At 74.0% G+C, this 25,055-nt stretch carries 20 protein-coding genes; 11 read left to right on the top strand and 9 right to left on the bottom strand.

The window, feature by feature from the left end; translation table 11 throughout:
- Window positions 1-75 precede the first annotated feature (75 nt).
- The 3 genes from ABD999_RS16050 to ABD999_RS16040 are packed head-to-tail and all read left to right on the top strand — an operon-like array spanning window position 76 to window position 3,961.
- Window positions 76-894 carry an ABC transporter ATP-binding protein gene (locus ABD999_RS16050; RefSeq protein WP_271275026.1) on the top strand — a complete coding sequence of 273 codons (819 nt, stop codon included), beginning with the start codon at window positions 76-78 and terminating at the stop codon, window positions 892-894.
- An 11-nt stretch (window positions 895-905) separates the two neighbouring features.
- Window positions 906-1,883 (top strand): ABC transporter substrate-binding protein, encoded by a 978-nt coding sequence (locus tag ABD999_RS16045; protein WP_271275027.1) that lies wholly within the window; start codon window positions 906-908, stop codon window positions 1,881-1,883.
- Window positions 1,880-3,961: an iron ABC transporter permease gene (locus tag ABD999_RS16040; RefSeq protein WP_271275028.1), complete on the top strand. Its 2,082-nt coding sequence runs from the start codon at window positions 1,880-1,882 to the stop codon at window positions 3,959-3,961. The genes ABD999_RS16045 and ABD999_RS16040 overlap by 4 nt, the downstream gene beginning before the upstream one ends.
- Here the strand turns inward: ABD999_RS16040 and ABD999_RS16035 are convergent.
- On the bottom strand, window positions 3,925-4,587 hold the full coding sequence (locus tag ABD999_RS16035; RefSeq protein ID WP_271275029.1) for a TetR/AcrR family transcriptional regulator: 663 nt from the start codon (window positions 4,585-4,587) through the stop codon (window positions 3,925-3,927). The genes ABD999_RS16040 and ABD999_RS16035 overlap by 37 nt on opposite strands.
- Window positions 4,588-4,682: 95 nt before the next feature.
- Between ABD999_RS16035 and ABD999_RS16030 the strand changes: the two genes are divergently transcribed.
- The 5 genes from ABD999_RS16030 to ABD999_RS16010 all read left to right on the top strand — a co-directional run bounded on the left by ABD999_RS16030 (window position 4,683) and on the right by ABD999_RS16010 (window position 10,059).
- Window positions 4,683-5,975, top strand: coding sequence for an NAD(P)/FAD-dependent oxidoreductase (locus ABD999_RS16030; protein WP_271275030.1), 1,293 nt, complete (start codon window positions 4,683-4,685; stop codon window positions 5,973-5,975).
- A gap of 45 nt (window positions 5,976-6,020) precedes the next feature.
- Window positions 6,021-7,226, top strand: a complete 1,206-nt coding sequence (locus ABD999_RS16025) for a cytochrome P450 (protein ID WP_271275031.1) — start codon at window positions 6,021-6,023, stop codon at window positions 7,224-7,226.
- Window positions 7,227-7,250: 24 nt separating this feature from the next.
- Window positions 7,251-7,448, top strand: coding sequence for a ferredoxin (locus tag ABD999_RS16020; protein ID WP_271275032.1), 198 nt, complete (start codon window positions 7,251-7,253; stop codon window positions 7,446-7,448).
- 159 nt (window positions 7,449-7,607) lie between these two features.
- Window positions 7,608-8,810: a cytochrome P450 gene (locus ABD999_RS16015; protein ID WP_378525171.1), complete on the top strand. Its 1,203-nt coding sequence runs from the start codon at window positions 7,608-7,610 to the stop codon at window positions 8,808-8,810.
- 64 nt (window positions 8,811-8,874) lie between these two features.
- Window positions 8,875-10,059 (top strand): PAS domain-containing sensor histidine kinase, encoded by a 1,185-nt coding sequence (locus ABD999_RS16010; RefSeq protein ID WP_271275034.1) that lies wholly within the window; start codon window positions 8,875-8,877, stop codon window positions 10,057-10,059.
- A gap of 154 nt (window positions 10,060-10,213) precedes the next feature.
- Here ABD999_RS16010 and ABD999_RS16005 read toward each other — a convergent pair whose 3' ends face one another.
- The 6 genes from ABD999_RS16005 to ABD999_RS15980 form a co-directional block, all read right to left on the bottom strand.
- Window positions 10,214-12,823, bottom strand: coding sequence for a DUF7824 domain-containing protein (locus tag ABD999_RS16005; RefSeq protein ID WP_271275035.1), 2,610 nt, complete (start codon window positions 12,821-12,823; stop codon window positions 10,214-10,216).
- A gap of 64 nt (window positions 12,824-12,887) precedes the next feature.
- Window positions 12,888-13,595: a thermonuclease family protein gene (locus ABD999_RS16000; protein ID WP_271275036.1), complete on the bottom strand. Its 708-nt coding sequence runs from the start codon at window positions 13,593-13,595 to the stop codon at window positions 12,888-12,890.
- 112 nt (window positions 13,596-13,707) lie between these two features.
- Window positions 13,708-15,354 (bottom strand): serine/threonine-protein kinase, encoded by a 1,647-nt coding sequence (locus ABD999_RS15995; RefSeq protein WP_271275037.1) that lies wholly within the window; start codon window positions 15,352-15,354, stop codon window positions 13,708-13,710.
- A gap of 79 nt (window positions 15,355-15,433) precedes the next feature.
- Entirely contained in the window at window positions 15,434-16,093 is a 660-nt protein-coding gene (locus tag ABD999_RS15990) for a GntR family transcriptional regulator (protein ID WP_219545256.1), read from the bottom strand.
- Window positions 16,090-17,217, bottom strand: coding sequence for a CaiB/BaiF CoA transferase family protein (locus ABD999_RS15985; protein WP_271275038.1), 1,128 nt, complete (start codon window positions 17,215-17,217; stop codon window positions 16,090-16,092). Before ABD999_RS15985 ends, ABD999_RS15990 begins: the two co-directional genes overlap by 4 nt.
- Window positions 17,214-18,647, bottom strand: coding sequence for an aldehyde dehydrogenase family protein (locus tag ABD999_RS15980; RefSeq protein WP_345482767.1), 1,434 nt, complete (start codon window positions 18,645-18,647; stop codon window positions 17,214-17,216). Before ABD999_RS15980 ends, ABD999_RS15985 begins: the two co-directional genes overlap by 4 nt.
- Before the next feature lie 68 nt (window positions 18,648-18,715).
- Here ABD999_RS15980 and ABD999_RS15975 point away from each other — a divergent pair, with 68 nt between their 5' ends.
- The gene (locus ABD999_RS15975) at window positions 18,716-19,879 is read left to right on the top strand and encodes an acyl-CoA dehydrogenase family protein (protein ID WP_271280451.1); all 1,164 of its coding nucleotides are present in this window, start codon (window positions 18,716-18,718) and stop codon (window positions 19,877-19,879) included.
- A gap of 6 nt (window positions 19,880-19,885) precedes the next feature.
- Here ABD999_RS15975 and ABD999_RS15970 read toward each other — a convergent pair whose 3' ends face one another.
- A complete protein-coding gene (locus ABD999_RS15970) occupies window positions 19,886-20,953 on the bottom strand; it encodes a C45 family autoproteolytic acyltransferase/hydrolase (RefSeq protein WP_271280452.1) in 1,068 nt (355 codons plus the stop codon).
- 127 nt (window positions 20,954-21,080) lie between these two features.
- On the opposite strand from ABD999_RS15970, the gene ABD999_RS15965 reads away from it, so the two are divergent.
- Together ABD999_RS15965 and ABD999_RS15960 are read left to right on the top strand one after the other, a co-directional pair.
- Window positions 21,081-21,929, top strand: coding sequence for an aldo/keto reductase (locus ABD999_RS15965; protein ID WP_271280453.1), 849 nt, complete (start codon window positions 21,081-21,083; stop codon window positions 21,927-21,929).
- A gap of 55 nt (window positions 21,930-21,984) precedes the next feature.
- On the top strand, window positions 21,985-23,325 hold the full coding sequence (locus ABD999_RS15960; protein WP_271280454.1) for a pentapeptide repeat-containing protein: 1,341 nt from the start codon (window positions 21,985-21,987) through the stop codon (window positions 23,323-23,325).
- A gap of 68 nt (window positions 23,326-23,393) precedes the next feature.
- On the opposite strand, the gene ABD999_RS15955 is transcribed toward ABD999_RS15960, so the two are convergent.
- A complete protein-coding gene (locus tag ABD999_RS15955) occupies window positions 23,394-25,007 on the bottom strand; it encodes an nSTAND1 domain-containing NTPase (protein ID WP_345482766.1) in 1,614 nt (537 codons plus the stop codon).
- Between the last annotated feature and the right edge of the window lie 48 nt (window positions 25,008-25,055).

Raw genomic sequence — 25,055 nt, 5'->3', positions numbered from 1 at the left:
ATGCGGGCCACTTCACACTCCGCAAAGAGCATCCCGCCGTAGCGCGATCAGCAAGGTTAGCCTAACCTTATTCCCATGACCGAGGAGATCTCTCTCCGCGGGGCGGAGCTGTGCCTCAGCTATCACGGCGCCACCGTGGTGCACGACGGCCGGATCGCCCTGCGGCCGGGCCTGGTGACCGCGCTGGTGGGCCCCAACGGCAGTGGCAAGTCCACGCTGCTGCGCGCGCTCGCCCGGCTGCACCGGCCCGACAGCGGCGCGGTGACGCTCGGCGACGGCGCCGACGCGCTGGGGCTGTCGGCGCGCGACTTCGCCTGCCGGGTGACGCTGCTGGCGCAGAGCCGGCCCACGCCCGGCGGGGTGCGGGTGTCGGACGTCGTCGGGTACGGGCGGCACCCGTACCGGAAGCGCTGGAAGGCGGCGGATCCTGACGGGGCCGCCGCTGTGGCGCGGGCGATGGAGCTGACCGGCGTGACGGCGATGGCCGAGCGGCCGGTCGACGAGCTGTCCGGCGGCGAGCTGCAGCGCGTCTGGCTCGCCACCTGCCTGGCGCAGGACACCGGCGTCCTGCTGCTGGACGAGCCCACCACGTTCCTCGACCTCCGCTATCAGGTGGAGCTGCTGGAGCTGATGCGCGACCTGGCCGACGAGCACGGCGTGGCGATCGGGGTCGTGCTGCACGACCTCAACCAGGCCGCCGAGATCGCCGACCACGTCGTCCTGCTCCACCAGGGGCGGGTCCGCGCCGACGGGCCGCCCGCGCAGGTCCTCACCGAGGACCTGCTCAGTGACACGTACGGGATCCGCATCGAGGTCAGCCACGACCCGGTGAGCGGGACCGTGACCACCCGGCCGATCGGCCGGCACAGCAAGAGCGTCATCGCAACGATATGACAGGAACCACCATGCGCAGTGCCCTGACGGCCATCGCGGCCATCGCCCTTCTCGCCGCCTGCGGCACGACCGAAGCACCCGTACCCGAGCAGGCGGCGTCGGCGAGCGCGGAGCCGTCGGCGGCCCCCGTGACCGTGACCGACAGCCGGGGCAAGGAGGTCAAGCTCGACCAGCCGGCGACCCGGGTCGTGAGCCTGGAGTGGGCCGAGACCGAGATCCTGGCCAGTCTGGGCGTCATGCCGGTGGGCGCGGCCGACGTGAAGGGGTTCGCCGTCTGGGACACCGCCGTCAAGCTCGACCCCTCGGTGCAGGACGTCGGCATGCGGCAGGAGCCCAGCGTCGACTCGATCAGCGCGCTCGACCCCGACCTGGTCGTCATGGAGTCCGACGACGTGGAGCTGGCCGCGCAGCTGGAGAAGTTCGTGCCGGTGCTGGTGGCCAAGGGCAGCGACGCCACGCGCAACCTGGCGCGGATGCGCGAGGACGTCACCATGATCGCGACGGCGGTCGGCAAGACCGACGAGGGCGCCAAGCTGCTGAGCGACTTCGACGCGGCGCTGGCCGGCGGCAAGGCGAAGATCGAGGCCGCGGGCGGCGCCGGCAAGCCGTTCGTGATGGCCGACGGGTGGAAGCAGGGCAGCTCGATCTCGATCCGCCTGTTCGGCAAGGGCTCGCTGGTGTCCGAGATCGGTGGTCAGCTCGGGCTGGAGAACGCCTGGAAGGGCGAGGCCGACAAGCAGTGGGGCCTGGGCACCACCGACGTCGAGGGCCTGACCGTGCTCAAGGACCCCGAGACCCGCTTCTTCTACAACGCCTCCGACGGCGAGGACGTCTTCGCCGACGGCCTGGCCAAGAACGCCATCTGGAAGTCGCTGCCGTTCGTGGAGAAGCAGCAGGTCACCCGGATGCCCGACGGCATCTGGACGTTCGGCGGGCCGCTCTCCGCCCAGCAGTACGCCGACGCGCTGGTCAAGGCGTTCACCGGTTGAGCACCGAAGTCCTGACCCCGTCGGTGCCCGACACGCCGCTGCGGCGGCTGGGCACCGCCGGGGTCTTTCTCCTGACCTTGGCGGCCGTCGTCCTGGTGGCCGCCGTGCACGTGACGCAGGGCACCTCCGCGGTCGGCGCGCTCGACCTGCTGGCGCTGCCGTTCGGCGGCAGCGACGAGGCGGCCCGGGTGCTGCTGGCCTCGCGGCTGCCGCGGCTGCTGGCCGGGGTCTGCGTGGGCGTCGCGCTGGGCGTGGCGGGCGCGCTGCTGCAGGCGATCGCGCGCAACGCGATGGCCTCGCCGGACACGCTGGCCGTCAGCGCGGGCGCCTATCTGGCGGTCGTCGCGGGGAGCGTGGCCGGGCTGGCGCTGCCGGTGCCGGTCTCCGGCGTGCTGGCGCTGATCGGCGGTCTGGCCGCCGCCGCGCTGGTGCTGGCGCTGTCGTCGGGCGGGCGTACGGGGACGACGCGGCTGATCCTGGCCGGGTCGGCCACCGCGCTGGCGCTCAGCTCGCTGACGAACCTGCTCATGATCCTGTTCGAGCAGGAGACGACCGGGCTGTTCGCGTGGGGCAGCGGCTCGCTCGTCCAGACCGACCTGGTCGCGGTCACGCAGCTCGGGCCGGTGATCGCGGTGGCGCTGGTCGCGGCGGTGCTGGCCGGGCCGCGGCTGGACATCCTCGGCCTGGGCGACGACACCGCCACCGTGCTCGGGGTGAACGTGCCGCGGCTGCGCCTGTGGCTGACCATGCTGGCGGTGCTGCTGGCGGCGGCGGCGGTGACGATCGCGGGGCCGATCGGGTTCGTCGGGCTGTGCGCGCCGGTGATCGTGCGCCTGCTCCCCCGGTCGATCCCCGGCCTGCACAGGAGCCGGACGATGCTGCCGCTGGCCGGGCTGGTCGGCGTGCTGGTCGTGCTGGGGTCGGACATCGCGCTGCGGGCCGTGCTGGGCGCGCAGGCGGGGGTGGAGGTGCCGCCTGGCGTGGTGACCACCGTGTTCGGCGCGGCGGTGATGATCTGGCTGGCGCGTCGCTACCGTGACGCGGGGCCGACCCGGCGGCCGCCGGAGGCGCGCACGGGCGCGTCGCGGTCGCGGGGGGCCTTCCTGGCCGTGGTCGCGACCGGTGTGGTGCTCCTGGTGGGGGCGCTGGTGCTGGGGCTGCTCGGTGGTGACCGGTGGCTGCTGACCGGCGACGTGGTCAACTGGCTGCAGGGGCGCAGCGGGCGGGCGCTGACGTTCGTGCTCGACCAGCGGTGGCCCCGGGTCGCGGCCGCCGCGCTGGCCGGGGTCGCGCTGGCCGTGGCGGGGGCCGCGGTGCAGGCTGTGTGCCGCAACCCGCTGGCCGAGCCCGGGGTGCTGGGCGTGACGGCCGGGGCGGGGGTCGGCGCGATCACGCTGCTCACCGTGGTGCCGATGGCCGGGATCTGGACGATGTCGGCGGCGGCGGGCGCGGGCGCGCTGATCGCCTTCACCGTGGTCTACGGGCTGTCGTGGCGTGGCGGGCTGAGCTCGGACCGGCTGGTGCTGATCGGGGTGGGCGTGCAGTACGCGTGCACGTCGATCATCGTCCTGATCATCGTGCTGTCCGACCCGTGGAACACGGCCAAGGCGCTGACCTGGCTTTCCGGCTCCACGTACGGGCGCGTACCGGCGCAGCTCATCCCGGTGGCGCTGGCCCTCGTGGTCACGGTGCCGCTGCTGGCCTGGCTGCGCCGGGACCTCGACCTGCTGTCGCTGGACGAGGACACGCCGCGGGTCCTGGGCGTGCCGCTGGAGCCGGTGCGGCTGACCGCGCTCGCCTGCGCGGTGCTGCTCACGTCCACGGCCGTGTCGGCGGTGGGGGTCGTCGGCTTCGTCGGGCTGGTCGCCCCGCACGCGGCGCGCGCCCTGGTCGGGGCGCACCACAACCGGGTGCTGCCGGTCGCGGCGCTGCTCGGCGCGCTGCTGGTCAGCCTGGCCGACACGCTCGGCCGTACGGTGATCGCGCCGGCGCAGGTGCCGGCCGGACTGGTGACGGCGTTGATCGGCACGCCGTACTTCGTCTACCTGCTGTGGCGGGCCCGGCCCGACTCCACCTGACCGGCGCGCTCCGGGACGTAGAGCGGCTGGAGGGCGCCGACCAGCGGCCAGGTCAGGGCGGCCATGTCGGCGGGGGTGCGGTGGCAGCCGCGCTGGAGCCAGTCGGTGGCCACGCCGATGAGCGCCCCGGCGGTGAAGGCCGCGGCGACGTCGACACGGTCGTCGGCCCAGCCGTCGGCGCGCGACTCGGCGCGGTCTTCTCCCGGGTGGAGGTGCTTCTGGATGGCCGTGATGATGCGGCGGCGGATGTGGTCGCAGACGCGGGCGCTGCCCTGTGGGCCGAGCAGGGCGCGGTAGAGGCCGGCGTGCTCGGCGAGGCTGGTGAAGAACTCCTCCAGTGACCGGATCGCCTCCGGCCCGGGGTCGGCCGTGCCGGGGTGCGGGCTGGGCAGGGACTCGATCAGGGTGTCGATCATCGCGGTGCAGGCGGCCTCGGCCAGCTCGTGCACATCCCGGTAATGGTCGTAGAAGGTCGAGCGGCTCACTCCGGCGCGCACGGCCACGTCGGCGACGGTGACGCGGGGCAGGTCGCGCTCCGCGACGAGCTGGATCAGCGCACGGGCGAGGGCGGCCTGGGTCCGGCGCACGCGCCGGTCGCCGGAGGCGCTGCTCAGGGGTATTGCCACGCCCATCACTTTACAAGGTGCACGATTTCCTACACGTGTAGGGTAACGTCGAGGCAGGACGAGCGGAAGGATCGCCATATGCGGACGTGTGTCCCTTGACCACCCCCCGGAGCATCCTGATCGTCGGCGCGTCGGCCGCCGGGCTGAGCACGGCGGAGGCGCTGCGGCGGCTCGGCTACGGGGGGCGGCTGACGCTGCTGGACGCCGAGGCCCGGCTCCCCTACGACCGGCCGCCGCTGTCGAAGCAGGTCCTGGCCGGCGAGTGGGAGCCGTCCCGGGCCCAGCTGCGTGACGTGGCCAAGCTGGAGGCGCTGGACGCCGAGCTGATCCTGGGCGAGCCCGCCGCCGCGTTCGACGCGGAGGCGCGGGCCGTCACCGACGGGTCCGGGCGCGTGCATCGCGCGGACGCCGTGGTGATCGCCACCGGCCTGGCCCCCGCCCGGCTGCCCGGCCAGGACGGGCTCGCGGGCGTGCACGTGCTACGCGGCATGGACGACGCCGTCGCCCTGCGCGCGCACCTGGCGGAAGGCCCTCGGCTGGTCGTCGTGGGCGAAGGGGTGCTGGGGGCCGAGGTCGCCGCCACCGCCCGCGGCCTGGGCCTGGACGTCACCCTCGCCGGGATGGGGCACACCCTGCTGGGCGAGCAGGTCGGCGCCGAGGTCGGCGGCATGCTCACCCGGCTGCACGCCGAACGCGGCGTCCGCCTGCGACTCGGCGCCGAGGTCTCCGGCTTCGTGAGCGACAAACCAGCGACCAGCGGGCCGGTGAACGACAAGCCGGCGACTGGCGGGCCGGTACGTGGCAGGCCGGCGGACGGCGGGCCGACAACCAGCGGGCCGATGGACGGCGGGCCGACGACCGGCGGGCCGGTGGACGGCGGGCGGGTCAGCGGGGTGCGGCTGATGACCGGGGAGTTGCTGCCCGCAGAGGCGGTCGTGGTGGCCGTCGGGTGCCGGCCCGCCACCGGCTGGCTGGAGGGCAGTGGGCTGGTGCTGGGTGACGGGGTGGCGTGCGACGCGCGCTGCCGCGCCGCCGACGGGGTCTACGCCGTGGGCGACGTGGCCTCCTTCTGGCACGAAGGGCTCCACAGGAGGCTGCGGCTGGAGAACCGGACGAACGCCACCGAGCAGGCCCAGGTCGTCGCGGCCAACCTGCTCGGCGCCGATCGCCCGTACGTGCCGATCCCGTACTTCTGGACCGACCAGTACGACGTCAAGATCCAGACGCACGGGCTGCCGTCGCCGGAGGCCGAGCTGAGCGTCGCCGAAGGCGACCCGTCGGAGCGCCGCTTCGCCGCCCTCTACCGCGAGGGCGGGCGGGTCACGGGGGTGCTCGGCTGGAACATGGCCAAGCAGGCGCGTCTGCTGAGGCAGCGCGCGCTCGCCTGACGACCGGCTCGTCCTGATGAATCATCCGTACGGAGGAGATGACGAATGAAGCAGGACCTGAGCTACCCGATCCCCAGCGAGGCGGCGCTGGAGCCGCCCACGGAGTGGGCCGAGCTGCGCGGTGAGTGCCCGGTGGCCCACGTGAAGCTGCCCAGCGGCGACCAGGCGACGTTGCTGACCAGGTACGCGGACGTCAAGCAGGTGCTCGCCGACCCGCGTTTCACCCGCCTGCTCACCGCGCCCGACGCGGCCCGGCTGTCGGCCACCGACGACGGCGGGCTGTTCAACAGCGAGATGGCGCAGATCATCCCCGACGGCGGCGAGGAGCACCTGCACTGGCGGCGCCTGGTCGGCCGGTGGTTCACCGCCAAGCGGATGGCCGCCCTGCGGCCGTCGATGGCGGCGATGGCCGAGGAGCTCATCGACGACATGGTGAAGCGCGGCGCGCCCGGCGACCTGCGGGCCGCGCTGGGGTTCCCGCTGCCGGTGTACGTGATCTGCGACATCCTGGGCGTGCCAGCGGAGGACCGGGAGCGGTTCGCGTACTGGTCCGACACGCTGCTCAACCTGACCCGTTACGACAAGGCCGAGATCGACGCCGCCCAGGGCGAGTTCTTCCAGTACATGTCCGACCATCTCGCGGCGAAGCGGGCCGAGCCGGGCGACGACGTGCTGAGCGAGCTGCTCGCGGCGGGCGGCCCTGAGGAGGGCGGGCTGACCGATCTCCAGGTGCTGGTCACCGGGATGGGGCTGCTGGTCGCCGGGCACGAGACCACCGCCAACATGATCGGCAAGATGGTCGCCATGCTGCTGGACGACCGGACGCGGTGGGAGCGGCTGCTGGCCGACCCGTCGCTGATCCGTACCGCGGTGGAGGAGACGCTGCGGATGGACGCCAACTCCGGCTTCGGCCTGCCGCGCTACCTGCGCGACGAGACCGAGGTCAGCGGCGTCCACCTGCCCAAGGGCACCACCGTGGTGTGCAGCATGGCGGCGGCCAACCGCGACGAGAGCGCCTTCGACGCCGCCGGTGAGATGGACCTGGGCCGCACGCCCAACCCGCACCTGGCGTTCGGCGCCGGCGCGCACTCCTGCCTGGGCCAGGCGCTGGCCCGCACCGAGCTGCAGGTCGTGCTGGAGGTGCTGCTGCGCAAGCTGCCGTCGCTGGAGCTGGCCGTGCCCGCGGCGGAGCTGGAGCGGGTGGAAGGGCTGGCCGTCGGGGGCCTGCGCACGGTCCCGGTCCGCTGGTGATCCGAGAATCGAGAGGGGAATCCCATGAAGGTCGTCGTCGACGAGGACAGCTGCTGCGGCGCCGGTCAGTGCGTGCTGCTCGCGCCGGAGGTGTTCGACCAGCGTGACGAGGACGGCATCGTCGTCCTGCTGGACGCCGAGCCGGGCGAGGAGCGGCACGCCGCGGTGCGCGAGGCCGCGGCCGTGTGCCCGGGGGCCGCGATCGAGGTCGAGGAGGGCTAGGAAGGACTACAAACTATTGACGTTGGCACAGTGATCTGTAGAGTGCGGTCACCGGCACGGCTCCCCCCACCGACTCGGACGGCCGCACCACGCCCTGCTGGGCGTCGGCTGACCCGTGTTCGGGGTAAACCCTGGGTGGTGAGTCGTCGTCCGAGGGAGATCGACGTGAATGAGCCACCCGCCTACCCGTTCCGCAATCCCAGCGCGCTGGAGCCGCCGCCGGAGTGGGCCGAGCTGCGGCGGAGCTGCCCGGTGGCGCCCATCAGGCTGGCGAGCGGTGACCGGGCGCTGCTGCTGACCCGGTACGACGACGTCAGGCAGGTCCTGTCCGACCCGCGCTTCACCCGGCAGCTCGACGCCCCCGACGCCGCCCGGGCCACCGCCCAGGAGTCCGGCGGCGTGTTCGGCTCGCTCGGCCGCTCCATGACCGGTGACGAGCACCGGGCCTGGCGGCAGCTCGTCGGCCGGGCGTTCACCGCCAGGCGGGTGACCGCGATGCGGCCCAGGATCGAGGCCATGGCCGGGCACCTGGTCGAGGAGATGGCCGCGCGGGGGCAGCCGGCCGACCTCGTCTCGGGCGTCGGGTTCCCGCTGCCGGTCTGGGCGATCTGCGACCTGCTCGGCGTGCCCGACACCGACCGCGACCGGTTCTCGTACTGGTCCGACACCTTGCTCAGCATGACCCGGTACGGCGCCGCCGAGATCGACGCCGCCCAGGCCGAGTTCGACGCCTATCTCGTCGCGCTCGTCGAGGCCAAGCGGGCGGGGCCGGGCGACGACCTGATCAGCGAGCTGCTCGCGATGGTCGAAGGGCTGGACGGCCGCCTGACCGAGCGGCTCATGCTGAGCACGGCCAAGGGCCTGCTGGTCGCCGGGCACGAGACCACCGCCAACATGATCGGCAAGATGGCGTCGATGCTGCTGGCCGACCGCTCCCGCTGGGAGGCGCTGCTGGCCGACCCGTCGCTGATCCCGCCGGCCGTGGAGGAGGTCCTGCGCTTCGACGCCAACCCGGGCTTCGGGATGCCGCGCTACCTCAGCGAGGAGGTCGAGGTCGCGGGCGAGACCCTGCCGAAGGGCACCACCGTGGTGTGCAGCCTGGCCGCGGCCAACCGCGACGAGCGGCGCTTCGAACAGGCCGGCGAGCTGCGGCTGGACCGCGCGCCGAACGCGCACGTCACCTTCGGCGTCGGCCCGCACTCCTGCCTGGGCCAGGCGCTGGCCCGCGTCGAGCTGCAGACCGTGCTCAAGGTGCTGCTGGAGCGGCTGCCGTCGCTGGCGCTGGCCGTGCCGCACGGAGAGCTGGAGCGCCGCGAGGGCCTGATCGTCGGCGGGCTGGAGCGGGTGCCGGTCCGCTGGTGATGGTTGCCCTGTTTTCGCACCTCAACGGCCTTTTCGGGGTAGGAGGGGTCGAGGGGGATGTGCGATGGGGGCCAAGCTCGACTACGCGGCGGTGTTCGACGCGATTCCGACGCCGTGCACGGTGGTGACGCCGGATCTGGTCATCGTGGCCGTCAACGACGCCTGCCTGAGGGCGACCCGCCGCACCCGGGAGGAGGTCGTCGGGCGGTCCATCCTGACCGCGTTCGCCAGCCCTCCGGGGTTCGTGGAAGCCCTGCGCACCTCGCTGGAGCAGGTGACGAGCACGGGAGAAGTGGACGTCATCCCCCTGGTCCGGCACGACGTCGAGGCCGAGCGGCGGGGCGAGCTGGAGGAGCACCACTGGAACCTGGTGCACGTGCCGGTCTTCGACCGGGACAGGCGGCTGAGCTGGATCATGTGCTGGGCCGAGGACATCACGCCCCTGCTGGGGGCCGCGCCGGACGCCCGCGACGACGGCGACGAGCTGGAGCCGCACATCCACCGCCGCGCCCGCGACCTGGTGGAGCTCAGCTCCCGGCTGAAACAGGCGTACCGGCAGGAGCAGCAGACCGTGTCGGCGCTGCACGAGGCCATCGAGCACCAGCAGCGGTTCCTGTTCGACGCCACCCACGACCTGCGCAACCCGATCACCGGGCTGATGACCGAGCTGGAGGTCGCGCTCACCGAGTCGGACGCCGGCATGCACCCGACCCTGCGCAAACTGCACCGGGACGTCGAGCGGCTCGACGCCATCGTCGGCGACCTGCTGGCCCTGGCCCGCCTCTACACGGCGACGCCGCCCGCGACCGACCGCGTCGACCTGGGCCGGCTGGTCGTGCAGGAGCTGGAGGAGCACCCGCCGAGCGGCGAGGTGATCACCCGGCTCGACCCGGGCGTGGTGGTCCGGGCCTCGCGGGTCCGGCTGGCCAGGGTCCTGTCCAACCTGGTCGCCAATGCCGAGCGGCACACCACGAGCAAGATCGAGATCGTCGTGACCGCCGACCCGCCGTCCGCCTTCCTGGAGGTCATCGACGACGGTCCCGGCATCCCGCCGGCGGATCGCGAGAAGGTGTTCCACCGCATGTACCGCCGCGCCGACGCGCGCGCGAAGGACCCGCGCGGGTCCGGCTTCGGCCTGGCGATCGGCCGCGAGATCGCCCAGGCCTACGGCGGCGACCTCTACGTCGCCGACCACCCCGGCGGCGCCCGCCTGGTGCTACGCCTCCCCCTGGCCCAAGCCCAGAGCTGAGCCGATCAGATCACCTCGCCTCCCCCCGGCCCAGGCCCGGGGCTGAGCCGATCAGATCACTGCCCTGGTGCTCAACCTCCTCCTGGCCTAGACCCAGGAGTGAGCCGATCAGGTCACCTCGCCTCCCGCTGGCACAGGCCCGGGGCTGAGCCGATCATCCGCCGAGTTGGGCGTGCAGGGCGCGGGCGGTCCGTACGAAGCGGCTCGCCCCCTTGCGCGCCGCCGCCTCCTCGGCGGCGGGGAGCGGGCCGCGCGCCCCCGCCCGGCGGGCGGCGTCGATCGCGAACGAGAGCGCCTGGGTGTGTGAGGCGTGCGGCCGCTCGTCCGGCCCCGGCAGATAGACCGCCAGCAGTCCGGTCATGATCTGCCACACCTCCCGGTGGGCGCCCCGTTCGGCGCACTCCTCCAGGATCGCGCGCACGTCGCTCATTCTGGCCACGTCCCTGCGCAGGCACAGCCCGAGCTGCCGGCCGCACTCCACGGCGGGCAGGAGCCCGGCGGCGGCGGCGCTCAGCAGCAGGTCCCGGCCGCGCTCGGCCACCTGGGCGGCGATCAGCAGCGCGGTCGCCTCGCCCACCGGCCCGTCCTGGGAGAACAGCGCGGCCACGTAGCGGTGGAAGTAGCCGGGCCGCTCCCAGATGTTGAGCAGGTGCGGCAGAAGGTGCATGGCCACCGCCTCCCGGTCCGAGGGCAGCGTCAGCCGCCAGGACTCCATGTAGCGGCCGTGGTCCTCGAACGTCCAGGGGCGCGGATCGGACAGCAGCGTGTCGACCAGCGCCAGCCCGGTCGGCTCGACCCGGATGCGCGGGCGCAGCCGCGGGCTGTGCTCACCCCGCTGCCGGTCGTGCGTGTAGTCACCGTTGGCGTGGGACCAGTCCACGCGCAGCTCCGGCTCCGGGCGGGCGGCCAGCCGGCGCGCCAGCGTCGCGCCCGCTTCCGAGGTGAGCTTCCCGGCGCGGTCGATCACCTCCGGGTCCACCTCGCGCGGCAGCCGCAGGAGCGCCTGCCCCAGGTCGGCGGGAAGGGCCTCGGCACCGGCCCGTTCGTACCCCTCGACACGCGCCACCAGCTCGGCGGGGTCGAGGTGGCCGGAGGTCAGGGTGGGGGTGGCCAGCAGGTACGGCGGCAGCGTGCCGGCCTTCAGCGCCGCGTGGATCTCGGCGCAGCGCAGCAGCATGGCGTAGTGGGGTGCCGAGACGTGACCGGGGGCCGGCAGCCGGTCGAAGCCGGTGTCCGTGTCGCACTCGGCGGCGTGGCCGGCACGAGGGCGCACCGGGGGTTCCGCCCCGGGGTCGGCGGCCTCGCGCAGCAGCGCCTCGGTCCACTCGGCCAAGTGGCACCAGTGGGGCCGCTCGTAGATCCGGCCCTGGCCGGGGCGGGGCCGCTTGGACGGGTCGCGGACGAAGCCGTCGAGCCACCGTTCGAAGACGATGCCGTCGCCGACCTTGTCGTAGGCGGCGGTCAGGTCGCCGAGCGGCGGCGGGAACGGCTCACGGGCCGCCGGCTCGAACGGCGGCAGCGGCACGAGCTCGAAGTCGTCGGCCGGCTCCGGCTCGGCCGCCACCGCGCCGTACGCCTCCGGCAGCCGCGCCGCCAGCTCCGCGGGCAGCACGCCCGCGGCCTCGCGCACGGCCTCGGCCCCGGCGGGCGTGAACCGCGCCGCGTGCTTGACGGCCAGGCGCACCGCCCGCTCGCGTACCTCGTACGACTCGCACAGGAACGCCGAGGCGAGCGCGGGGGCGAGGTCGTCGAGGTCGCCGGCCGCGTCTCGGGCGGCCCGGTCGAGCAGGGTCAGGCCGGCGCGCACGAACTTGCCCTCGGGGCGGAACATTAGCGCCGCCACCGCCTCGCCGAGATCCGCGCCGCTCAGCCCGCCGGCGCCGCGGAGCTGCCGCAGCGCCAGCTCCGCCACCGCGCCCGGCGAGGCGGGCAGCAGCCGCAGGTAGTCGGGGACGCGCCGCTCGCTCGGCTCAGGGGCCAACATCTCGTGCAGACGGGCGAAGAACCGCAGGTCGGTGGCGTCACCGCCGCGCAGGAACCGGCTCAAGCAGCCGTCGACCAGCGGCTCCGGGTCGAGCCGGCCGGCCGCGACCGCGTCGCGCAGCGCGCCGAGCCAGGTGCGGCGGCTGGCATCCCAGGAGGGCGGGTCGACGTTGTCCTCGCGCAGCGCCCGGCCCACGCCCTCGGCCTCGAACAACCGGGGCACGAGGTGGCCGGCCAGCGGGTCGTGCTCCAGGTCCGGGGGCTGGGACACCCAGGCGACCGTGAGGGGGTCGTGGTCGGGCGGCACGGCGCCGGAGCGGCGCAGCAGCTCCAGGGCCAGCGGCACGCTGTCGTCGCGAGCCTGGGCGCGGCTGCCGCGCAGCCGCAGAGCCAGCCGCGCGGCGAGATCGGCCTGCCAGCGCGGCGGCCGTGCGGCGATCACCCGCAGCAGCGGCCCGGAGTCGAGCGGGCGCCGCCAGCGGGTGAAGTCGCGGCGGTAGAGCCAGGTCGCGACGGCCGCCGCACCGCCGAGCACGCCCGCGCCGGCGACCCGCATGGGCTCGATCCATTCCTCGCCGTCGGTCCACACGCCCCGGCGCCGGTCGCGTTCGGTCACCGCCTTCCTGGCGACGCCGATGTGGCCGGGCAGCCCGTCGGCCACCTCGCGGCGCCCGGCCTCGTCGAGGGACAGCACGGCGTCCGCGACCAGGGCGGGGTCGCCGGTGGTGATGGCCCTGCGCACGCGGGGCCACGCCCCGTCGCCGGGGAGGTGTGTCGTCATGCCGCACACCGTAGAGATCGTCTCCGACAGAACCCGGTGGCCCCGGGTCGGCTCGCCCGCGGGGTCAGCGCTCGCAGACGAGGCCGTCGCCGTCGCGGTCCTGGTACCAGGCGTACTCGGGGTCGCGGCCACGCTGGTACGGGCCGTAGCCGGCGGCGTTCGCGTCGCCGCAGGTGCGGAAGCGCGGGTCGGTGCCGGGCTTCGGGGTCTTCGTCGGCTTCGGGGTCTTGGTGGCCTTGGGGGCCGGCGTGGACGTGGGCGCGGCGCCCTTGTCGCACTTGCCCGACCAGATGCGCAGCCGCTGCTTCTGGGCCTTGCGCTGCTCGGCGCGCATGATTTTGATGTAGCGGTCGTTCGGCTTGTACAGCACCGCCTTGCCGTAGCCGTAGCGGACCAGGTTGCGGTTGACGTGCACGCCCTTGGCGTTCCACACGTAGTAGAGCCAGCGGCCGTACCGGTCCTTCGGGTCCTTGTCCCGTACGAGGTAGGCGGTCTTGCCGAGCGGCAGCAGCGCGGCGGTCCGGTCGGTCGCCGTCTGGAACCAGCACTGGCCCCGTTCGGGGGTGTCGACCTCCAGGAGCCGGACCCGGATCTTCTTCCCCTTGCGCATGACGTCGATCGTGTCCCCGTCGACGATCTTCACCACCTTCGTGGCGATGGCGCCCTTGGGCAGGCCTGACGGCCGGTCGGCGGCGGTCGCCGGTGCGGCGACGCCCACGGACAGGATCGCGGCCACGGCGGTGACGGCCCCGGCCAGGGAACGGATGTGCATCGATGCGTCTCCCGTGAACAGCAGGACTGAACGGGATATAGACGCATATGGAAAGCGGAGGGTGTACAGAAATGTGCGCTTGACTCACATTGACCTGGCCGGTCAGCAGTCGCTACCCCGGGATCACGAGGGCGATCAACGAGATCAGCGCGATCGGTCCCATCACGGCCGCCGACATCACGGTCGCGCGGTGACCTGGCAGCAGTCGGGCGAGGATCCGCGAGGCGGCCCGCCGCACCGCGCCCGCGCCCGGCAGCACGAACAGGCCCAGTGTGAACGCGCCCGCGGCCAGGGAGTCCACGTGGCCGGCGCTCAGCGGGCCGGCCCAGTGCAGGAACACCGCGGCGGCCATGCCGAACGCCAGCGCCAGGAGCGTGTGGCCGAGCGCCACGAGCGCGGCCCTGACCAGCGGCTGCCGGTGCTCGTCGAGGAAGTGGTCGCCGGCGCGCAGCGCCAGCGCGAGCGCCGCCATCGCCAGGCCCACGGCGACCGGCATGATGACGGTCATCGACACCAGCGTCACGAGGATGAGCACGCCGACGAAGTCGCTGCCGGCCAGGAACCTCCGGAGCTCGAAAGGCTGAGACGGGGACGGCGGCGGGGACGGGCGGCGCTCCGCAGACCGGAGACGCGGCCATTTCCGCGGGCCGCCCTCCTCCGGCGCGCTCGCCGCGTACTCGACAGGCGGCAGCAGATCGGACACGGTCTTCCCGTACGGACCGATGCCCGCCCGGGCGACGGGGCCGGACGAGGAGACGGGGCCGGACGAGGAGAGGGGTCCAGCCGAGGAGAGGGGCCCAGACGAGGAGAGGGGCCCAGACGAGGAGGCAGGACCGGACGAGGAGACGGAGCCCGACGAAGAGGCGAGCCTGGCAGTGGAGGCGGGGGCCGCGGAAGCCGCAGAGGAGGAGTGACCCGACGCGGAGGCGGGGTCCATGACTCGGGTGCGGTCCGCGCCGCCCGCCGGATCGAGCGCCTCGGCCATCCGCAGCAGCTCCCCCGCGCGGGGCCGGGCCACCGGGTCGATCTCCAGCGCCCGGCTCAGCCAGCCGCGCAGCCAGGCCGGGGCCCGGTCGAGCTGCGCCCGCCCTTCCATCGTGTTGTAGCAGACCGCCTCGAACGTCCCCGTCCCGAACGGCGGCAGCCCCGTGGCGGCGAAGAACACCGTCGAGGCCAGCGCGTGCACGTCGGCCGCCTGGGTGATCTGCATGCCGCGGATGATCTCCGGGGCCAGATAGCCGGGCGTGCCGACGAACATGCCCGTCCGCGTCAGCCGGACCGCGTCCACCAGGTGCGCGATGCCGAAGTCGATGACCAGCGGCTCGCCGCCGGACAGCATGACGTTGGAAGGCTTGAGGTCGCGGTGGATCACGCCGGCCGCGTGGATGTCGACCAGCGCTCGGCACAGCCCGAGGGCGAGCCTGATGACCTCGCGGGCCTCCAGCGGCCCCTGGGTCAGCACGGTCTCCTCCAGCGTGCGGCCGGGGACGAACCGGGTCACCACGAACGGCTGCCCGCTCGTGAGCTCCGCGCCGACCACCTCGGCGACGTACCGGCTGCGCACCCGCCGCATCGCGTCGACCTCGCGGAAGAGCCGGTCGCGGGCCTTGAGATCGGCGGCCACGTGCGGGTGCAGCACCTTGATCGCGACCTTGTGGCCCGCCCCGTCGAGGCCGAGGTGCACGACGCCCATGCCGCCCTCGCCGATCTTCTCGATCACCCGGTACGGGCCGAGTTGCTCCTGCGCCTGCGTGCTCATTGACCGACGTCATCCTCCGTGTCGAGCTGTCCGAGATGCACAGTAAGCGAAGAACGGTGCGCGCGCGTCCCTTCGCAGGTCAGGACAGCAGGGACTCCAGCTCGGCGACCGCGTGCGCGCGGTGGACCGTCAGGGTGGCCACGGCCTCGTCGGCGTCGCGCCGGCGGAGCGCGTCGAGGGTGGCGCGGTGCTCCTTGACGACCCGCTCGCGGTTGGCCGGGCCGCCGTAGTACATCGACCGGTAGGCGTCGGTGGTGTCCCACAACGTCCTGATCAGGCGGGACAGCCGGGGCATGCCCGCGCAGTCGAACAGCGTCATGTGGAAGAGCCGGTTGGCGGTGGCCATGGCGAGCACGTCGCCCGCGTCGGCGGCCCGCTCGACGTCGTCCTGCGCGGCCCGCAGCCGGTCGAGGTCGGCGTCGGCGAGCCGGGCCACCGCGCGGCGCACGGCCTCCTCCTCCAGCAGCTCGCGGATGCGGTAGACCTCGCGCAGGTCGTCGAGCGAGAGCGTCTCGACCGAATAGCCCCGGTGGGCCTCGTAGCGGACCAGGCCCTCGCCCTGGAGCGTCTTCAGCGCCTCGCGCAGCGGGACGCGGCTGACCTGGAGCTCCTCGGCCAGCGCGTCCTGCCTGATCGGCGCGCCGGGGCGCAGGCGGCCGGTGGTGATGGCACGGCGCAGCTCGCCCAGCACGAACTGCTGGGCCGTCGGCGGCCTGCGCCGCGCCTCATCCGCACTCATCCCCCCAATATCCCACGAACCCAATCCCCGTCCTGTCCGAGCGCCGGGGGCGGCAGGCGGTAGGCGGGCGGGGTGACGCCGAGGCGGATGGGGTTGGCGACCTGTCCCACGCCGTCGATCTCCACCTTGGGCTCCAGGCCGAGTTCGCCGGCGAGGGCGAACGCGGCGGCCAGGTCGTTGATCGGCCCGCACGGCACCCCGGCGGCGGTCAGCAGCTCGAACCACTCGTCGGCGGTGCGCGCCGCGAGCGCCTTGTTCAGCTCGTCCACGAGCCGGTCGCGGGCGGCGACCCGGCCGGCGTTGGTGGCGTATCCGGCGTCCCCGGCGAGGTCGGGCCGCTCCAGCACCTCGCAGAGCGCCACGAACTGCCGGTCGTTCCCGGCCGCGATGACGATCGGCCGGTCGGCGGCCTGGAACACCTCGTACGGGACGACGCTCGGATGCCGGTTGCCCATGGCCCGCGGCACGACCCCGGCGGCGGCGTACGCGGAGGAGTGGTTGGCCAGTGCCGACAGCACGGAGGACAGCAGCGAGACCTCGACGTGCTGGCCCTCGCCGGTACGGTCGCGGTGGCGCAGGGCCGCGAGGATGCCGAGCGCGGCGTGCAGGCCGGTGATCACGTCGACCACGGCCACGCCCGCCTTCGTGCCCTCGCCGCCGGGCTCGCCGGTGACGCTCATCAGCCCGCCGACGGCCTGCGCGATCAGGTCGTAGCCGGGCAGCGCGGCCCCTTCGCCCGACCCGAACCCGGTGACCGAGCAGGAGACCAGCCCGGGGTTGAGCGCCCGCAGCGTCTCGTGGCCGAGGCCGAGCCGCTCCATGGTGCCCGGCTTGAAGTTGTCCACGACCACGTCGGCGCGGGCCGCCAGCGCCCGCGCGACCTCCAGGTCCGCCTCGTCGCGCAGGTCGAGCGCGATCGACCGCTTGTTGCGGTTGACCGCGAGATAGTACGTGGCCTCGCCGCCGGGGGCGTAGGGCGGGCCCCAGTGGCGGGTGTCGTCGCCCGCGCCGGGCCGTTCCACCTTGACCACCTCGGCCCCGAGGTCGGCGAGCAGCATGGTGGCGTACGGCCCGGCCAGGACCCGGCTGAAGTCGGCGACGAGCAGCCCGTCCAGCGCGGTCACGCCGGCGCTCCCAGGTAGACCGTCACCGTCCGGGTGTAGAACTCCCTGGCCGCCCGGCCCTGTTCCTTGGGCCCGAAGCCGCTCTGCTTGGCCCCGCCGAACGGCACGTGCGGGAAGGTGCCCGCCGACTCGGAGTTGACGTGCAGGACGCCGACCTCCAGCCGGTCGACGGCCGACAGCGCGACGCCGAGGTCCCTGGTGAAGACGGCGGCGGACAGGCCGTGGTCGCTGAGGTTCGCCAGCGCGAGCGCCTCCTCGGCGCCGGACGCCCGCACCGCGCCGACGACCGGCCCGAACAGCTCGGTGCGCCAGAAGTCGACCCCGGTGCCCGGCAGGCCGAGCACGGTCGGCGGCGTGAACCAGCCGTCACGGTCCAGCGGCTCGCCGCCGGCCAGCGGCTCGGCGCCCTCGGCCACGGCGCGCGCCACGCCGGCCGTCACCCGGTCGCGGGCGGCCGAGCTGACCAGGGGGCCCATCTCGACGCCCGGTTCGAGCGGGTCGCCGACGACGAGGCGCCCGGCGCGGTCGGCGACCCGTTCGAGCAGCTCGTCGGCGACCTGGTCGGCCACGATGAGCCGCGAGGTGGCCGTGCACTTCTGGCCGGTGGACCGGAACGCGCCCAGGCACACCTGCTCGGCGGCGTGGTCGAGGTCGGCGTCCGCGAGCACGATCGAGGCGTTCTTGCCGCCCATCTCGGTCTGCACGGGCTTGCCCAGCTCGCCGCAGCGGGCGATGACGGCGCGGCCGACCGCGGTGGAGCCGGTGAACGACACCGCGTCCACGCCGGGGTGGTCCACGATGGCCGAGCCGGCGTCGCCCTCGCCGTGGACGAGGTTGAGCACGCCGCCGGGCAGCCCGGCCTCGGTCAGCGCCCGCGCCAGCCGGTAGGCCAGCAGCGGCACCAGCGAGGACGGCTTCCACACGACGGTGTTGCCGTAGCTGAGCGCGGGGGCGATCTTCCAGGCCGGGATGGCGATCGGGAAGTTGAACGGGGTGATCATCCCGGCGACGCCGATCGGCTTGCGGACGACGAGCACGTTCTCGCCCGGCCGTGGGGAGGCGTAGACCTCGCCGCTCTCCCGGTCGGCCTCGCCCGCGTAGTAGCGCAGGATGCGGGCCGCGCCCCGTACCTCGGCGACGGCCTCGGGCAGCGTCTTGCCCTCCTCGCGGGCCAGCTCGGCGCCCCACGCGTCGGCGCTGTCGTCGATGAGGCCGGCGGCGGCGGTGAGCACGGCGGCGCGGGCGTGGTGCGGGGTGGCGGCCCAGCCGGGCGCGGCCTCGCGGGCGGCGGCCACCGCCCGCTCCACCTCGGCGGGCGAGGCGAACCGCCCGCGCGCCACCACTTCGGCGGGCCTGGCGGGGTTGGCGGAGGCGAACTCCGCGCCGTCCCCCTCGACCCAGCGGCCGCCGATGAGATTCAGAACGTCCATAGGCAAAGCACCCTAACTGTGGCATATTGGATTTTCAATATTGGATCCAAAATACGGAGGCTCGGAGGATGATCTCCCCCACCGCCCTGTTCGCCCTCGACACGCTGCTGACCGAGGAGGAGCGCGAGATCAGGAACACGGTCAGGCGCGTGTGCGACCGGGAGATCCGGCCGCACGTCGCGGACTGGTTCGAGGCCGGGGAGCTGCCCGTCAGGGAGCTGGCCCGCACGCTCGGCGGGACCGGCCTCCTCGGCATGCACCTCGACGGCTACGGCTGCGCGGGCATGGGCGCGGTCTCGTACGGGCTGGCCTGTCTGGAGCTGGAGGGCGCCGACTCCGGGCTGCGCAGCCTGGTGTCGGTGCAGGGCTCGCTGGCCATGTACGCGATCTGGAAGTACGGCAGCGAGGAGCAGAAGCAGCGGTGGCTGCCCGGCATGGCGGCCGGCGAGCTCATCGGCTGCTTCGGCCTCACCGAGCCGGACTTCGGCTCCGACCCGGCGCGGATGCGCACCAACGCCAAGCGCGACGGCGGCGACTGGGTGCTGAACGGCACCAAGCTGTGGATCACCAACGGCTCGGTCGCCGACGTGGCGGTCGTCTGGGCCCAGACGGACGACGGCATCCGCGGCTTCCTGGTCCCGGCGGGCACGCCCGGCTTCACGGTCAACGACGTCAAGCACAAGATCTCGCTGCGCGCCAGCGTGACCAGCGAGCTGGTGCTCGACGGCGTCCGGCTGCCCGCCGACGCGATGCTCCCCGAGGCCAGAGGGCTGCGCGGGCCGCTCGGCTGCCTGAACGAGGCGCGCTTCGGGATCATCTTCGGCTCGATGGGCGCGGCGCTCGACTGCCTGGAGACGGCGATCGCGTACGCGGCCGAACGCGAGGTGTTCGCCAGGCCGCTCTCGTCGTTCCAGCTCACCCAGGAGAAGCTCGCCGACATGGCGCTGGAGCTGGGCAAGGGCCTGCTCCTCGCGGTGCATCTCGGGCGGCTGAAGGAGGCCGGCACGCTCACCCCCGAGCAGGTGAGCGCCGGCAAGCTGAACAACGTCCGCGAGGCCATCGACATCGCCAGGAAGTGCCGCACGCTGCTCGGCGCGAGCGGCGTCACCCTGGAGTACCCGGTGATCAGGCACTCGGTGAACCTGGAGTCGGTGCTGACCTACGAGGGCACCTCGGAGATCCACACGCTGGTGCTGGGCAAGGCGCTCACCGGGATCGCCGCGTTCGCCTGACAACCGTCAGAAGACCTGCCAGGTCGTCCCGGTGACCTGGCAGGGCCCGCCCTGGTGCACCAGCAGCCGCCCGGCGGTCACGTCCAGCCCGATGGTCGCGAGCGTCTCCCACCGCTCGCCGAGCGGCAGCGCCGGGTCCGGGTGGGCGCACACGGGCGCCCCGCCGGGCGCGTGGCTCAGCATGGCCAGCGCCCGCCCGGTGACGTCCTCACCGCCCAGCTCCGCGGCGTGGTCGCGCAGATGACGCAGACGGGCGTACGTGCCGGGCTCCTCGGCGCCGAGCCGTTCCCCCTCCGCCAGCGCGGGATCGAGGAAGTGGTTGCAGTGCAGCAGCACCCCGCCGGGGCCGGGCGGCACCACGGCCACGCCCGCCGGGGAGATCTCGATCGCCCCGGCCCCGCCGGCGGTCACGGCCGTGATGACGGTCGAGGCCGAGACCGTGGCGGAGCGGGCGAGGTCGGCGGCCTCCTCGACGGTGGCGGCCTCGTCCAGGATGCGGCGGGCGATCAGGTGGACGGGCACGCCGGGATCGGCCCCGTCGGCGCCGTGGCGCAGGATGTTGAAGTGGACGCCCAGGCCCGCCGTGTTCACCCCGATCTTGGCCAGCGCCCCCGCCTCGGTGAACGTGCGCACGCCGTGCCCGGGGCGGGCCTCGTACGCCCACAGCACGGGCGCGTCGCGCAGGTGGCCGAGCCAGTCCCAGGTCTGCACCGTGCGCGGGGGCAGGCCGTCGCCGGGCAGCACGACCGAGGTCGAGCACTCCCCCCGGCCGGCCACGTCGAGCGCGGCCAGGATCTCGGTGCGGGCGTTGACCACGGCGACCTGCCACGGCTCCAGCCCCGCGCCGGCCGCGATGCCGCCGATCTCGTCAGCCAGGTGGGGCGCCCAGCCGGCGGCGCGCTCCAGCGCCCGCTCGCCCCAGGCGCGCACCTGGCCATCGGTGGCCCCGGCGGCGGCGAACAGGGCGTTGTAGCCGGCGAGGTTGGCGGCGACGGCGCCGCGCAGGCGGGCGCCGAGCTCCGCGCCACGGGCGCGCGGCTCGGTCTCGGTGGAGGTGAAGGAGGGAAAGGTCATGACCGGTCTGTCACGCCCTGGCTCGGCTTGCACATGTCTGTACCGTACGCACCCGCGCACGGAAGGCCACCACCCGGGGCCACCCCCCGGTTGACCTGGAGCGCGCTCCAGGCGACAAGCTGGTCTCATGCAGACACGTACCATCGGAAACCGCCGGGTGAGCGCCATCGGGCTCGGCGCGATGCCCATGTCGGTGGCCGGGCACATGCCCGACGAGGACCAGTCGGTCCGCACGCTGCTCGCCGCGCTGGACGCCGGGCTGACGCTGATCGACACGGCCGACGCCTACACGCCCTCGCACGACGATCCCGGCCACAACGAGCGGCTGGTCGCCCGCGCCCTGTCGCTGTGGTCCGGCGACGCCGGCGACGTGCTGGTGGCGACCAAGGGCGGCCACGTGCGCACGCCCGGCGGCGGCTGGGACGTCGACGGCCGCCCCGAGTACCTCAAGCGGGCCTGCGACCGGTCGCTCAAGGCCCTGGGCGTGGAGAGCATCGGGCTCTACCAGCACCACCGGCCCGACCCGAAGGTCCCGTACGAGGACACGATCGGCGCGCTGAAGGACCTGCACGACGCCGGCAAGATCGAGCTGGCCGGGATCTCGAACGCGAACCCGGAGCAGATCAGGCTCGCCCGCGCCATCCTGGGCGACCGCCTGGCGAGCGTGCAGAACCAGTACTCGCCGCGCTTCCGCTCCAGCGAGCCGGAGATCGACGTGTGCGCCGAGCTCGGCCTCGCCTTCCTGCCCTGGTCGCCGCTCGGCGGCATCGGCCGCACCGGCGAGCTGCGCGACGCCTTCGCGGAGATCGGAGAGGCACGCGGCGTCTCCCCGCAGCGGGTCTGCCTCGCCTGGGAGCTGGCCCGCAGCCCGGTCGTCATCCCGATCCCCGGCGCGAGCCGTCCGGAGTCCATCCGCGACTCCGCCGCCGCCGCGACGCTGGAGCTCACCGAGGAGGAACTCGCCCGCCTCGGCTGAACCCGCGGCGGCCGGTTCCCGCGATGCGCGGGGGCGAGCATCTACCGTACAGATCGTGGACAATCGCAAGCGCGCCGTATGGGGTGGCATCGCGATCGTGCTCGGGTGCTCGGCCGTCATCGCCGTGTCGGTGTTCCTGTTCTGGCCGCTCACCGACATGATCGCCGAGCATGACGTGCAGGGCGTCGCGGAGGCGGACCGGGCCAAGGAGTTACGCCTGGCCAGAGACGCGGCCAGGGGCCGGATCATCCAGGTCGTGCTCGGCCTCCTGGCCGTCGGCGGCTTCGTCTACACCGCGCGCAACTTCACCCTGGCCCGGCAGCAGAGCGAGCTCAACCGGCGCACCCTGGAACTGGCCACCCTGCAGGCCCGGGAGCAGACGGAGACCACCAGGCGGACGCTCGAACAGAGCGAGAGCGCGCAGATGACCGATCGGTTCATGCGCGCGATCGACCAGCTCGGCAGCGACGCCGTCGACATCCGCCTCGGTGGCATCCACTCACTGGAGCGCATCGCCCAGGACTCCGCCCGTGACCACCCGGCCGTCATGGAGGCGCTGGCGGCCTTCGTCCGGCGCGCCTCACAGGCGTGTTCCGGCGAGCCGCCCCAGGACCTGCAGGCGGCGGTGACGGTCCTGGTGCGCAGGAAGGCCGACGCCGACAGGGGGCCTGTGAAGCTGTCCGGCGCGCGGCTCGACCGTCTGGACCTCGCGGACGCGAACCTGGCGGGGGCCGATCTTACCGGCGTCACCCTCACCGGAGCCGACCTCCGGCGAGCCGACCTGGCGGGCGCGGACCTGGCCGGAGCCGACCTGGGCGGGGCCCGGCTCGGCGGAGCGCGCCTCGACGGGGCGAAGCTGGCGCGCGCGTCGCTGCGTACGGCCGACCTCACCGATGCCGGGCTGCCGCACGCCGAGCTCGTGGACGCCGACCTGGGCGGCGCTCGCCTGCGCCGGGCCCGCTGCGCGCAGGCCGTCGCCCGCGGGGCGTGCCTGGCGGCCGCGGATCTGTCGGGAGCCGACCTGACCGGCGCAGATCTCTCTGGGGCCGACCTCAGCGGCGCGGTCATGGAGGACGCCGATCTGACGGGCGCCGTGCTGGCGCGGGCGGCGCTGCCCGGGGCCCGCGCCGACGGGGCCGTCATGTCGAGGGCCGTGCTCAGTGACGCCGTCGCCAGCGACGCCTCCCTGTGCCGGGCGGACCTGACCGGGTGCCGGCTCACCGACGCCAACCTCTCGGGAGCCCGGCTCGCCGGCGCCCGGCTGGACGGGGTGGACCTGACCGTGGTGAAGCTCGTCGGGCTGGACCTCACCGGCGCCCTGGCGGCCGACGGAGCACGGCTGCCGTCCGGCTGGCGGCGCGAGGCGGACGGCAGACTGATCCGCCGCCTCGCCTGACGCCGCCTCTCCTGACCGTCGCCTCTCCTGACCCCGCGTCGCCTGACGCCGCCTCGCCTGACGCCGCTTCAGGCCGGGCGGCCGCTCATCTCGGCCATGAGGCGGCCGTGCAGGATGCGCGCCTCGTCGTCCTCGGCCGCGGTCATCACCGAGCGCAGGATGGCGACGGCCGCGGCCCGCTGGCCGGCCTCCGCCAGCGCCCGCGCCAGCTCGATCCTGATGAACGGGTCCGCCGGCAGCCGCCCGGCGGCGGCGCGCAGCAGCCCCTGAGCCGCCGCGACGTCGCCGCGCGCGAGCGAGAGCCGGCCGATGGCCGCGAGCATCACCCCCACGGCCGCCTCGTCCTGCTGGGTCTCCAGCAGGACGAGCACCCGCCGGTAGGCCTCCTGGGCCTGCTCCAGGTCGCGGCGGGCGAAGGCGATGTTGCCCAGGACGGTGTGCGCGTCGATCTGCACGCGGATGTCATGGGCCGCCGCGGAGGCGGCCAGGCGTGCCTGCCGCTCGGCCCTGGCCGGGTCGCCGTCCGCCAGGGCGTCGGCGGCGGCCCGCAGCCGGTCGGCGGGCCGGGTGACCGGAGGGGCGAGCGAGCCGGCCCGATGGGCCAGTTGCCCGAGGGGTTCGAGCAGGCGCCGGTCGGCCACCTGGTAGGCCGGCCCGTCGCCGGCCCGCAGCACCCGCAGGACGCCGCGGCCGCTCAGCGCCCTGAGCACCGCGTTCGGCAGCCCGGCCGTCTCGGCCGGGCCCTGCGGCTGGACCTGCGCCTCGCCGTTGGGCGCCACGAACCGCGTGGCGGCCCAGGAGCACAGGCGGACCGGGTCGCGCTCGAAGGCCGCCGCCACCTCGCCGATGGCCGTCCACAGCGCGTCCCGGAGTGCCTCGTCCACGCTGACCGGCCAGTCGCCGGACAGCGAACTCTCACCTTCCGGCCAGGTCCGCCACATCCACCGGCACACGGCCTGCAGATGCAGCGGATTGACGGCCGGGGCGCGCTCCCGTGCGCGCTGGGTCCCGGAGTCGTCGACGATCCGTACGGTGAGAAGCTCTTCCACCAGAGCCTCGGCCACGGCGGGGGGCACGGCGCGGCCGGTGGCCTCCCGCACGGGCTGCCCGATCGCCTCGGCCGCCGCCCGGGGCGTCAGCCCGCCGAGCCCGAACAGGGCGACGTCGGGGAAGCCGTCGCCGGCCTCGTCGAGCAGCGCGTCGAGCCGGTCGTCGCGGACGCACAGCAGCAGGTGGACGTTGCGGGCGGCGGCCAGCGCGGCGAGGAGCTCGCGCCGCTCGTCGTCGTGGTCGCCGAGGTACATGTCCTCGATCTGGTCGACGGCGACGAGCAGGGGCTTCGGGCCGCGTTCGGCGAGGCGCAGGATGCGCCGGATTCCGGTCGGCGGCAGGGAGGTTTCGGGCACCCAGGTGCGAAGCAGGGTGCGCACCAGCGAGTTGGGCGACGGGACCGCGGCCTCCGGGAAAATCGGCCCACCCGAAACTCGACCCACCGGCAGGACATTCACCCCGAGTCTCCACAAATAGGGCATAACTCCACCATGGAGAAGTGAAGTTTTTCCTATACCTGCTGGTCCGTACAGAATTGTCAAGTTTCTGCTGCGCCACAGTTCGGAGACGCGCGCCGACTCCTGGTCGCGCCCCGTGAACAGCAACTCTTCGGCCGGCCGGTAAGGACGCATGCCAGGAAACGGACATAGTTCGCTAAATGCCGTGACGCTATTCGCGGC

This window comes from Nonomuraea ferruginea (assembly GCF_039540635.1).
Classification (GTDB): Bacteria; Actinomycetota; Actinomycetes; order Streptosporangiales; family Streptosporangiaceae; genus Nonomuraea; species Nonomuraea ferruginea.
Note: the sequence above shows the minus strand (reverse complement) of the source record. Positions and strands in the feature narration are given on the sequence as shown.

What these genes read in the sequence shown, in the direction of transcription:
- ABD999_RS15995 (WP_271275037.1), bottom strand. Translation starts at nt 15,354, where the DNA reads ATGAGCACGCAGGCGCAGGAGCAACTCGGCCCGTACCGGGTGATCGAG.
- ABD999_RS16000 (WP_271275036.1), bottom strand. Translation starts at nt 13,595, where the DNA reads ATGCACATCCGTTCCCTGGCCGGGGCCGTCACCGCCGTGGCCGCGATC.
- ABD999_RS16045 (WP_271275027.1), top strand. Translation starts at nt 906, where the DNA reads ATGCGCAGTGCCCTGACGGCCATCGCGGCCATCGCCCTTCTCGCCGCC.
- ABD999_RS15975 (WP_271280451.1), top strand. Translation starts at nt 18,716, where the DNA reads ATGATCTCCCCCACCGCCCTGTTCGCCCTCGACACGCTGCTGACCGAG.
- ABD999_RS16020 (WP_271275032.1), top strand. Translation starts at nt 7,251, where the DNA reads ATGAAGGTCGTCGTCGACGAGGACAGCTGCTGCGGCGCCGGTCAGTGC.
- ABD999_RS16005 (WP_271275035.1), bottom strand. Translation starts at nt 12,823, where the DNA reads ATGACGACACACCTCCCCGGCGACGGGGCGTGGCCCCGCGTGCGCAGG.
- ABD999_RS15980 (WP_345482767.1), bottom strand. Translation starts at nt 18,647, where the DNA reads ATGGACGTTCTGAATCTCATCGGCGGCCGCTGGGTCGAGGGGGACGGC.
- ABD999_RS16050 (WP_271275026.1), top strand. Translation starts at nt 76, where the DNA reads ATGACCGAGGAGATCTCTCTCCGCGGGGCGGAGCTGTGCCTCAGCTAT.
- ABD999_RS15965 (WP_271280453.1), top strand. Translation starts at nt 21,081, where the DNA reads ATGCAGACACGTACCATCGGAAACCGCCGGGTGAGCGCCATCGGGCTC.
- ABD999_RS15955 (WP_345482766.1), bottom strand. Translation starts at nt 25,007, where the DNA reads ATGCGTCCTTACCGGCCGGCCGAAGAGTTGCTGTTCACGGGGCGCGAC.
- ABD999_RS15990 (WP_219545256.1), bottom strand. Translation starts at nt 16,093, where the DNA reads ATGAGTGCGGATGAGGCGCGGCGCAGGCCGCCGACGGCCCAGCAGTTC.
- ABD999_RS15970 (WP_271280452.1), bottom strand. Translation starts at nt 20,953, where the DNA reads ATGACCTTTCCCTCCTTCACCTCCACCGAGACCGAGCCGCGCGCCCGT.
- ABD999_RS16025 (WP_271275031.1), top strand. Translation starts at nt 6,021, where the DNA reads ATGAAGCAGGACCTGAGCTACCCGATCCCCAGCGAGGCGGCGCTGGAG.
- ABD999_RS16010 (WP_271275034.1), top strand. Translation starts at nt 8,875, where the DNA reads ATGGGGGCCAAGCTCGACTACGCGGCGGTGTTCGACGCGATTCCGACG.